At 36.2% G+C, this 10,850-nt stretch carries 7 protein-coding genes; 2 read left to right on the top strand and 5 right to left on the bottom strand.

Annotated elements, in window-relative coordinates; genetic code table 11:
• Positions 1-99 precede the first annotated feature (99 nt).
• Both LKE05_RS04375 and LKE05_RS04370 read left to right on the top strand, forming a co-directional pair.
• Entirely contained in the window at positions 100-1,614 is a 1,515-nt protein-coding gene (locus tag LKE05_RS04375; RefSeq protein ID WP_195993843.1) for a DUF3800 domain-containing protein, read from the top strand.
• A 30-nt stretch (positions 1,615-1,644) separates the two neighbouring features.
• Entirely contained in the window at positions 1,645-4,785 is a 3,141-nt protein-coding gene (locus tag LKE05_RS04370) for a type I restriction endonuclease subunit R (RefSeq protein ID WP_308456056.1), read from the top strand.
• A 189-nt stretch (positions 4,786-4,974) separates the two neighbouring features.
• Here the strand turns inward: LKE05_RS04370 and LKE05_RS04365 are convergent, their stop codons facing one another.
• From LKE05_RS04365 to LKE05_RS04345, 5 genes are all read right to left on the bottom strand, one after another.
• Complete coding sequence (locus LKE05_RS04365; RefSeq protein WP_308456055.1) at positions 4,975-5,238, bottom strand: IS3 family transposase; 264 nt, start codon at positions 5,236-5,238, stop codon at positions 4,975-4,977.
• Positions 5,139-6,386, bottom strand: coding sequence for an IS3 family transposase (locus LKE05_RS04360; protein WP_308456054.1), 1,248 nt, complete (start codon positions 6,384-6,386; stop codon positions 5,139-5,141). The genes LKE05_RS04365 and LKE05_RS04360 overlap by 100 nt, the downstream gene beginning before the upstream one ends.
• 112 nt (positions 6,387-6,498) lie before the next feature.
• Positions 6,499-7,533 carry a virulence RhuM family protein gene (locus LKE05_RS04355; protein WP_308456053.1) on the bottom strand — a complete coding sequence of 345 codons (1,035 nt, stop codon included), beginning with the start codon at positions 7,531-7,533 and terminating at the stop codon, positions 6,499-6,501.
• Between the two features lie 33 nt (positions 7,534-7,566).
• Positions 7,567-9,267 (bottom strand): AAA family ATPase, encoded by a 1,701-nt coding sequence (locus tag LKE05_RS04350; RefSeq protein ID WP_308456052.1) that lies wholly within the window; start codon positions 9,265-9,267, stop codon positions 7,567-7,569.
• Positions 9,268-9,333: 66 nt separating this feature from the next.
• Positions 9,334-10,785 carry a recombinase family protein gene (locus tag LKE05_RS04345; protein WP_308456051.1) on the bottom strand — a complete coding sequence of 484 codons (1,452 nt, stop codon included), beginning with the start codon at positions 10,783-10,785 and terminating at the stop codon, positions 9,334-9,336.
• Positions 10,786-10,850 lie beyond the last annotated feature (65 nt).

Raw genomic sequence — 10,850 nt, 5'->3', positions numbered from 1 at the left:
AACACCGTCAAATGGGTCATAATCAACGAACCAAGACCTAAAGATAGCTTGAACTGAGTCGAGTAAATTATCATTTAACCGAAAGGAGATGGAACAGTTATGGATACATATAAATTTTATTACGATGAGTCAGAACACAGTAGAAAAATCAACTATAATACCGTAACTGCTCCAAATTATTACGATAATTTTGTTACGGTTGTAGTTGGTTGGGCGAAAGAAAAGGAAAAAGAAGTTTTCAAAAAATATGAAGATTTTGAAAATAAATATGCTGACCGTAAAGATGGAAATGGCGAATTAAAAAGTACAACTTTGAAGCAAAAGAAGTTTGAATGTGGATTTGCTTCGCTTGATAAAACCAACACACAGTTTATAATGGACTTCTTATCCATTTTTGATGAAAGTACCAAGTTGTATTTTTCTGTTGCAAGTAAGATAGAATATTTAGTCTTGCAACTTTTTATAGGTTATCAGAATAATTTCATTATAGATGCAGATGCAGTTAAGTATTCTATAACAAAGGCTCTTGTTGCGTATCGTCCACAGAATGTTATCCAAAGTATTTATGATGATAATTCAAAAGAATTTGTAGAGGAATTGAAAAGATTTTTTAGAGAACGAATTGAATGTAACCGTTCAAATATGAGTCTGAAAGAGCAGGAGAATGAAGCCTTTGAAAATATACTGCATATTTTAGACAATAATTCAGCTATTCCGGAATTTCAATGGGATTATCGTATGCCGTTTAGTGGTTTTGCGAAATACTTGCAGGAAGAACAGATTAAGAATTATGCCTTAGTTTTAGATAAAGAGGGAGAGAAGAACGAAGCCAGTAGAACAATGCAGGCTGCGTGTGAAATAGGGCTGTCTAATGTAACAGAGGGAAATTCAAAAGATAATTGCGGCTTGCGTATGGCGGATATGATGGCGGGTATCATTTCAAAGCTGTTAAAAGCCTTGTGTGATGAATTGCACTATCATTCCATTGCAGAGGGAGTAGAGAAAAAACTGTTAAATGCAAAATGGTTTCAGCTTAATGAAACTCAACTGGACTTATATAAAAGGTTATATAAGATAATTTGCGAATGGGATAATGTTTGGTATAAGTCGTATGCAGGAATTTATTCCGATGACTTGGTATGCTTTATAGGACTACTTGGCTATATGACTCATTTTGAGAACAAAGAACAGATTATCAATGAGAAACTTGAAATGCAGGGCGAATATTTTAATGGATATGTTTGTCAGCAGTTATCTGATTATTTTAACCGCAGGCGAAGCAAATTACCGATAGACTTTATTGATAAAAATGATGAGGAGTATTTCCTAAACCGTCGTGGAGCGAAAGTTTATTTTGATATTACGAAGCAACCTGTTCTTGAAATTGCTGAAGGCAGTCAAACGGAAATGGTTTTATCTGTTGGAATGGATAAATTGGGTATTCCGTTGATTACAATTTCAAATGATGGCAATCCGATTTGCTATCGCTTGCCGGAAGAATTGAGTGATTGGACATATACGGCTATTGGAATGGCGAATATGGGAGAAAATTTATTCCCGTCACAAGTTGTATTTACTAAAGAGAAGAACAGATATTTTGCTGATATTTTATAAAACACAGAGCGTATAAAAGGAGTGAACGCAATGGCAAATTTTAATGAACACGCATTGGAAATGTCAATAATGGAGTTGTTCAAAGACGAGGGGTACACCTATGTCAGTGGCGACCAGATACACAGAGAAAGGACAGAGGTTCTGCTTACGGACGACCTGAAGCAATACCTCTATAATCGGTATGCGAAAGACGGTATTACACCGAGTGAGGTGGATAGTGTCATTCTAATGCTGCGTAATATTTCCGGTACGATTTATGAAGCAAACAAAGCTGTATTTAAGTTGCTCTGCGATGGATTTATTCTTAATCGTGAGGATAGAACGCAGAAAGACCTCTATATTGAACTTATTGATTTCGACACTCCCGAAAACAATATTTTCAAAGTGGTTAATCAGTTTGAAATTGAAGGCGTAAATAATCAGTTGCGTATTCCGGATGGCATTGTGTTCGTAAATGGTATTCCTGTTGTTGTTCTTGAATTTAAGAGTGCGGTACAAGAGAATACGACCATAATGGACGCATATAAGCAGCTTACAATTCGTTACCGTAGAGATATTCCGGAGATTTTTAAATATAATGCGTTTGTTGTTATCAGTGACGGAGCAAATAATAAATATGGTTCTTTCTTCAGCCCGTATGATTTCTTCTATGCGTGGAGAAAGATAAACTCAGACGATAAAGAACTGGACGGTATCAATTCCCTTGTGACAATGGTAAAAGGACTTTTCCGAAAAGACCGTTTACTTGAAGTTATCAAAGATTTTATTTATTTTCCGGATAACTCAGATAAGGATTTGAAGATAGTGTGCCGTTATCCACAGTTCTTTGCGGCAAATAAATTGTATGAGAATATCAAGGCTCATCTTCGCCCTGAAGGAGATGGTAAAGGTGGTACATACTTCGGAGCGACAGGCTGCGGCAAGAGTTATACAATGCTTTTCCTTACCCGTATGCTGATGAAAAGCAAATACTTTTCTTCTCCGACTATTCTTATTATTACGGACAGAACAGACCTTGATGACCAGCTTTCCAAACAGTTTGTAGGTTCAAAGAAATATATCGGAGATGAAACTGTTGTAAGTATTGAGTCCCGTGAGAAACTTCGTGAGGAGCTTCAGGGACGAGAGAGTGGCGGTGTTTATCTGACTACCATTCAGAAATTTACAGAGGATTTGCAGCTTCTTACAGACAGAACGAACGTTATTTGTATTTCTGATGAAGCACACAGAAGCCAAATCAATCTCGACCAAAAGGTTAAGATTACAGAGTCAGGTGTTCAGAAAACCTATGGCTTTGCCAAGTATCTGCACGACTCTTTACCAAATGCAACTTATGTTGGATTTACCGGAACTCCGGTTGATGGAACAATCGAAGTCTTTGGTGGTGTTGTAGACGCATATACAATGACGGAAGCTGTTAAGGACGGTATTACAGTTAATCTTGTTTACGATGGTCGTGCAGCTAAGGTTATGCTTAATCAGGACAAGGTAAGACAGATTGAAGAATATTATGCACAGTGTGAGCTTGAGGGAGCAAATGAACATCAAGTAGAAGAAAGCCAGAAGGCAGTTGCCAAAATGGAGGTTATTATTGGCGACCCTGACAGACTTCGTGCTGTTGCGGAGGACTTTATCAAACATTATGAAACCCGTGTGGCAGAAGGTGCAACTGTAGCAGGCAAAGCAATGTTTGTATGTTCCAACCGAAATATAGCATACGATTTCTATAAAATAGTAAAGGAACTCAGACCGGAATGGGCAGAAAAGAAGATTTGTGATGACGGGGTTGTTCTGAGTGAAAAAGATAAAAAAGAGTTGAAGCCAATGGAAAAAATTAAGTTGGTTATGACTCGTAATAAAGATGATGAAAAAGACCTCTTTGATATGCTTGGCACAAAAGAGGATAGGAAAGAATTTGACCGTCAGTTCAAAAATCCGAAGTCAAACTTTAAGATTGCCATTGTTGTAGATATGTGGCTGACTGGTTTTGATGTGCCGGAGCTTGATACGATTTACATTGATAAGCCTATTCAGCAGCATACCCTTATTCAGACGATTTCCCGTGTAAATCGTGTATGCGAGGGCAAGGATAAAGGCTTGATTGTTGACTACATAGGTATCAAAAAAAACATGAACACTGCCCTCAAGAAATATACAAATTTTGAGAGCGAAGAATTTGAAGGTGTGGAGCAGTCTATCACGATTGTAAAAGACCAGTTAGAAGTTCTTGGTCAGATGTTCCATAACTTTAACAGCAGTGATTTCTTCAATGGTTCGCCTACCGAACAGCTTGCCTGCCTGAACCGTGCGGTTGAGTATGTGCAGTTGTCTGAAGAACTGGAAAGAAGATTTATGGCAGCAGTCAAGAGAATGAAACAGGCATTTAACCTTTGTAGTTCAAGTGAGAAATTCTCTGATGAAGATAAAGATTATATCCATTTTTATTGTGCTGTCCGTTCTATCCTTTTCAAGTTGACAAAAGGCGATGCACCGGATATTGAGCAGATGAACGCTCGTGTCCGCAAAATGCTTGAGGGTGCAATTCAGTCTGATGGCATTGAGGAATTATTTGAAACCGGAAAGCATATATCGGTGGATATTTTCAGCGATGAGTATATGGATAAGATAAATGCTATTCAGTTGCCGAATACGAAAATCAAGATACTTCAAAGACTTCTTTCTCAGGCGATTGACGAGTTTAAGAAAGTTAATAAAATTATGGGTGTGGAATTTGCAGACAGACTCAAGAAAGTTGTTGATGAGTATAATAACCGACGTCGTGATGAAGCGTATGCCAACGAAGTCCTTGATGATGTTGCAGAGCAACTTGCACAGTTGTTGTCTGAACTGAAAACAGAAAAGAACTCATTCAAGAATATGGGCGTAGATTATGAAGAAAAGGCTTTCTATGATATTTTGAAAACAGTTGCTAAGAAGTATGAGTTTGAATATCCGGACGATAAAATGATTGAATTATCCAAGAGGATAAAGCTGATTGTTGATGATAAGTCACGCTATACCGATTGGTCTGCCCGTGATGATATTAAGGCAAACCTACAAGTTGATTTGATTCTTTTGTTAGATGAATTTGGATATCCTCCGGTAACCATTGATGATGTTTACAAAGAAGTTCTTGAGCAGGCTGAAAATTTCAAGAAATATGCGGATTAAGAAAATCTAAACACGAAAAAAGATTTGCCTATATTTCAAACTTCGTTTTAATCAATTGTCAAAATACTATTTATTATTTTTTTATAAGAAACAAAAAAAATACCAATACTGCGATGATGGCAGTATTGGTATTTTTAATCTGATTCTATTACCGTGGAGAGGGGGGTGCGGACATATTCTTGGACTATTTTATGCTGATAATCCAAGGCTATGTCTGTACTCTACCGGGCTCATATAACCGAGAGATTTTTTTATTCGTTTTGTGTTATACCAATTAATATAGCTGTTAAGCTCATTTATGAAATCATCCATCGTGACACCTATCCATGAACGTCCATAAAACATTTCATTTTTTAATCTACCGAAAAATCCTTCGCAAGCTGCATTATCAGGTGAACAGCCTTTTTTGACATAGACCGTGTTAGCCCGGCAACTCGCATCTGTTCTATCCATCCGGACCATCGATAATGGCACCCTCTATCCGTATGTACAAGAGGATGTTCATATGGTGCCAATGTGCTAATAGCATCTTCGAGCATTTTGTTGACCAAGATAGAATCCGGAGTTGTTCTGATATTCCATTTTACAACCATACCATCAAAACAATCAATAATCGGAGACAAATATACCTTCCCGGCAGGAATGGCAAATTCGGTTATATCGGTTAACCATTTTGTATTAGGACGTTCTGCGTGAAAATCCCTATTAATTATATTGTCTACCTCCGGTGTGATTTCGCCTTTATATGAGCTATATTTTTTTATACGTTTTATTGGTACTGTTAAATTTTCTTCTTTCATAATACGTCGTACAATTTTCTCTGAAACAGTAACACCTATTTTCTTGAGTTCTTCGTAAATACGTCTATATCCATAGCAATTTCTGTTTTTTTGAAAAATCATTTTTATTTGTACACGGATTTTTGCATATTTGTCAGGGCGTTTCATCACAGACTTCTGATAATAGTAACTACTTTTCGCCATACATAGACATTTTAAACGCTGCTGCAGTGGATACTTATCTTCAACGGCATCAATAACCACTACTTTTTCATGATTTTTCAGTTTCATCATATTGATGCCTTGATCTTTTTTTAATAAACCTAAAGCTTCTTTTAGTATATCTACTTCCATTTGTAATTGTTTGATTTGATCCTGCAATTCTGAGATATCCTGTTGCTCGGAAGGTTCTATATTAAAATCTATATTTTCTCTTTTTATTTGTTTCTTAGATGACATAAGACCTGCCACTCCAAATTTCTTATATTTGCGGTACCATGAATATATACTGGCACGACTGTAACCAATATCTCTTGATACATATTCTACACCTTCACCAAGAGAAAAGCAACGTTTAATTACATCTAATTTTAAACTTGTATCAGGATTGCGCGGATGATTTGGTTTATTAATATATTTTTGTTTGATTATATATTCTTTATCAAGTGAACCATGATAATCGGTAATGTCTGCTATTTTCTTTCTGTACCACTCATACAAGGTATGCCTTGATGGATAACCAAGAAGTGTTACTACTGCTTGTACTGATCCCAATCGTTCAAATTCCTTCAACGCTCGCTCTTTCTGTTCTTTTGTATACATTTATTTTACTCCTTTAGGAGTCCAAGAATATGTCCGCACCCCCCTCTCTTACCGTGAGTAGGGGGTGTAGCCATATTCTTTTAAATATTTATTTTATCTCAAAATCGTGAAACTACTTCTTTGCATTTTCCTCTAATTCCAATAAATATTTATCATAATCCGACATGAACAATCTATCTTGAATGATTCTATACTTTTCAAATTCAGTTTCTGCATGAAGCTTTGCAATCTCAGCAGACACTTTACCTGCGTCCTTTAAAATTCCATATTCAAACATCTCAACGAAACTATTAAGACGTTTCTCCCAATCTTGCATTGTCAGCGGAATATGTCTTAATGTCATACTTTCTGCAAAATCTAAGTATGCCGTAACCATACGATTTAATTGCCTCATCTCATCTTGACTCAAATAATTCTTGGCAATTATAACATCGCTTTTCTTAATCTTTCCATTCGGTGAATCTGCCCATGTAGTTAATCCCATATGCTCTTTTGTATGGTCTGCCCTTTCTACAATCAATTCAGCCGCTGTATGTCCATGAACGGCATAATGCATTTTATTCTGAACTGTTGCATAAAACCTCTTGGTTGTTGCCGAATTTCTATCATAATCTATCGCCGTTGCATAAAGGTCAGTGATTTTCTGATAAAACTTTCTTTCGCTTGCTCGTATTTCACGAATACGTTCTAACTGTTCATCAAAATACTTTTCTGTTAGATATGTTCCACGCTTTAACCTTTCATCATCCATAACCCAACCTTTGATAGTGTAATCTTTTGCTATTTGATTAACCCATTTTCTAAACTGTACGGCACGTTCAGAATTAACCTTAAATCCTACTGCTATAATCATCTCTAATGAGTAGTGATTTGTATTATAAGTTTTTCCGTCTGCAGCAGTTATCCGAAATTTTTGGATAACTGAATTCTCCTGCAATTCACTATCACTAAAAATCTTTTTTATATGATAGTTTATTGTGCGAACATCTATATCATATAATGTTGCCATCATTTTCTGTGTCAACCATATATTCTCATTCTCGTAACGCATCTCAATGCTATCAGCTTGGTCTCCTACAGATGCAACATAAGTCAGATACTCCGCCGCACTTGAATGAACGGTTATTTCGTCTTTTTCCTTTGCCAAATAGAATTCCTCCTTAATCATAAAATCATCCTATTATGATTCTACAATCGCATAGCACATTTTACCTTTAAATGCCACTCCGTATTTGATAATATTCTTGTAGCCATCTTCCCTTGCTTTTGACGCATAGTCACGGTCATTGATTTGCTTTAGAGCACGTTTTGCGGCTTCATCTGCTGTTTCATTTTTACCGCACACTTTAAATTCTAAAATCACTGCATTTTGTGCCACATCTTGTTGATACAAAACCAAATCGCTGCGTCCGTCACCGGTTTCACGATTCGATTCTACCTTATAGTACACATTACCCGACAGCAATCCTGATATTAAGCCATGATAAAATGATTCCGTACTGTCATAAAAGCTTATAGTTTTTCTCAACAAATCAGTTATTTGCTCCGAAAAGTCTTGTGCATTACGTCCGAGCAAAGCTTTATACAAATTATCTTTATTAATTGCCTTTTTATATATTTCAAAATATTGAATTATTATATCTGTATAACAGCTTTTTATTTCAAGATTAGGAATGACAAGTGAATAGATTGTAGGCTCGCCCGTCAATTCACCTGTTTTGACTATCTCTTTGATTTTAAGATAGCCGGTAAAGAACAGAAAGCTCCATATATTTTCATTATTTTCAGTCAAATCACCGTACGTTACTGTTTCTTTTAATACAGTTTCTACGCTTCCGCCATGAATTAAATTTTCAATAATACCCTTTGTTTCATCATCTGCTTGACCAATTAATGTTCTGATAATATTATTTGAACTTGTATTCGCCCACCATGGCATTGCCAATATATCTTTATCATCAAACCACTCTTTTGTTTGGTTAAGTACGCTCCATGGATTATATACTTCGGATTTTCCGAACAAATATCCGTCATACCATTTTTTCATGAGTTGTGATTTTTCTTCTATATTATAATATTCCATCAATTCGTCTACTTCAGATTGCACAAATCCGAAACTTTCGGAATATTTATTTGAAAGTATTGAATTTACCGCAAGATTATTAAGTCCGGTAAAAATACTTTCTTTTGATATTCTAAGACAACCTGTCATCACAGAAAATTCCAATGCAGGATTTGTTTTCAAAGCCGATTCAAACAATGAACGAATAAATTGAACCATTTTATCATAATATCCCGAAAAATATGCGTCCTCAAGCGGGACATCATATTCATCAATAAGAATAATCGTATTTACACCGTAATACTGTTTTAGACATAAGCACAAAAGCTTTATTGAATCACCTAAAACAGTATCCGGCACATCCTTTGCCATTATTTCTTCTGCTCTTTTTCTGTCGTTCACATCTATTTTTTCACTTTTCAATACATCGCTGTATTTTTTGAATTGGTATTGAATTTCATGTCGTAGACTGTAAATCGCCTTGTCGTAATCACCTTGCTTCGCACACTTCAAAGACAACGTAATAACAGGGTGAGTATTTCTGTACATAGCCAATTCTTCATAATGCTCCGATATTTTCAGTCCGTCAAAAAGATAAGCATTATCTTTTTCATTTATATCAAAGAAATATTTAAGCATACTAAAATTCAGTGTTTTTCCAAAACGTCTTGGGCGAGTTATTAAGTTATTCTGTCCGCCGCTATGCAGAAGTTCATAGATAAGCATTGACTTATCAACATAATAAAAGCCGCTGTCTATAAGCTGTTTGAAATCTTCATAGCCTATTGGTATTCTTTTTTTACCGTTTGTCAGTAACATATTCTCGCCTCCCGTATTGTATAATTTAAGTATAACACAATTTTTTACCTTTATCAACGTTATATTTTACTTCATAAATATCTCCACCGACTTATCAGGATACACAACTATCTTTTCAATTATCCGCCGCATATCGTCGTTTGTATATTCGTTCTGCATGAGAATTTGTTCAATATCTTTATGAATATCATCAATGTGCGTGGCTTTTTTCTGAATTTCATCATACGCTTTTAATTCCTCATCAATACTTCGCATACCCTCATCAATAGCGGACATTTCTTTTTTGAGTTCGTCCATTGTGATAATATCCGCAGCAAACATTTCTTTAAATTTACTCCGACGTTTTTCAAGTGACTGTCTTGTATCAGTCAATTTTGACACATCAACATTTGTTGTTTGTGCTTGATATTGTTTCATCAGCTTATCCGCAAACGCTTTTTTATCTTCTATTGCCGTAAGCAGATAGGATTTGACTTCATTAAGCAGTTCCTGCTCATCAACAGTAACACTGTTTGTACAATGAGCATTACCGTTATTGTTATGCACACAACAACGGTATCTCACATAACGATTTTTCCATTGATACACCTTTGCGGTAAAGCTTTTGCCGCACTCACCACATTTAATCAAATTTGAAAACAAGTGTCGGTTTGAGAATCTGTTACCGGGATTATCATTTTTATATTGCTCTTGTCTTTCTTTAATTTTCTGCTGAACAAGCTCAAAATCATCATCGCTGATTATTCTAAGTTCAGGGCGTTCATGTATGTACCATTCCTCCTGCGGAATTGCTTCTCTTGTTCCCGAAAGAAAATCCTTTGTGACGCTTTTATTATTTATAATCTTACCTATATATATCGGATTTTGCAAAATCCTGCGTATGGTTTTAGGAACCCATTTAGCTTGCTTTTTTGTCGGGATAGCCATTTCGTTTAACTTAATTGCTATCCGCCTCGTGCCTTCCCCCTCTATATACCACTTGAACATTAACTGTACAATATAGCTTTCCTGCTCATTAATTTCAAGTGTATATGTATCTATTTTGTTGTAGCCGTAAACCACATTCGGGACACGACCTTTTTTGGCATTTTGACGTTTGCCGAAAATTACACGCTTCGACAAGTTCGAACTTTCCTCTTGTGCAAGTGCGGCAAACACCGTCAATACAAATTCACTTTCACCTATAACCGTCTGATTATTCGACAAAAATCTGACATCAACACCGTTGGAACGCAAGGTGCGGATACCGTATAAGAAATCAGATGTGTTACGGGCAAATCGGCTTATGTCTTTTACTGCAACATAGTCAAATGCTCCTATTTTGGAATCTTCCAAAAGTTGAGTAAATGCTTCACGCTTGTTCATGCTTTTGCCGCTGATACCCTCGTCAGCGTATATTTTCACCAACGTATCGCCCTCTTTGTCAGCGTACTGCTCGAAAAATTCTCGCTGATTTTCAAGAGAAGATAGTTGTTCCTCTTTCTCTGTGCTGACACGACAATATGCCGCCATTCTCATTATACCGCACCTCCCTTCCACTTTTATTATGTATATTATCTGCGTTTAATCGGCTTCCTCGAAAG

Source organism: Hominilimicola fabiformis, assembly GCF_020687385.1.
In the GTDB taxonomy this organism is placed as follows: Bacteria; Bacillota; Clostridia; order UBA1381; family UBA1381; genus Hominilimicola; species Hominilimicola fabiformis.
Note: the sequence above shows the minus strand (reverse complement) of the source record. Positions and strands in the feature narration are given on the sequence as shown.

Coding starts and splice junctions, on each gene's coding strand:
- LKE05_RS04375 (WP_195993843.1), top strand. CDS start 100: ATGGATACATATAAATTTTATTACGATGAGTCAGAACACAGTAGAAAA.
- LKE05_RS04370 (WP_308456056.1), top strand. CDS start 1,645: ATGGCAAATTTTAATGAACACGCATTGGAAATGTCAATAATGGAGTTG.
- LKE05_RS04365 (WP_308456055.1), bottom strand. CDS start 5,238: ATGGATAGAACAGATGCGAGTTGCCGGGCTAACACGGTCTATGTCAAA.
- LKE05_RS04360 (WP_308456054.1), bottom strand. CDS start 6,386: ATGTATACAAAAGAACAGAAAGAGCGAGCGTTGAAGGAATTTGAACGA.
- LKE05_RS04350 (WP_308456052.1), bottom strand. CDS start 9,267: ATGTTACTGACAAACGGTAAAAAAAGAATACCAATAGGCTATGAAGAT.
- LKE05_RS04345 (WP_308456051.1), bottom strand. CDS start 10,785: ATGAGAATGGCGGCATATTGTCGTGTCAGCACAGAGAAAGAGGAACAA.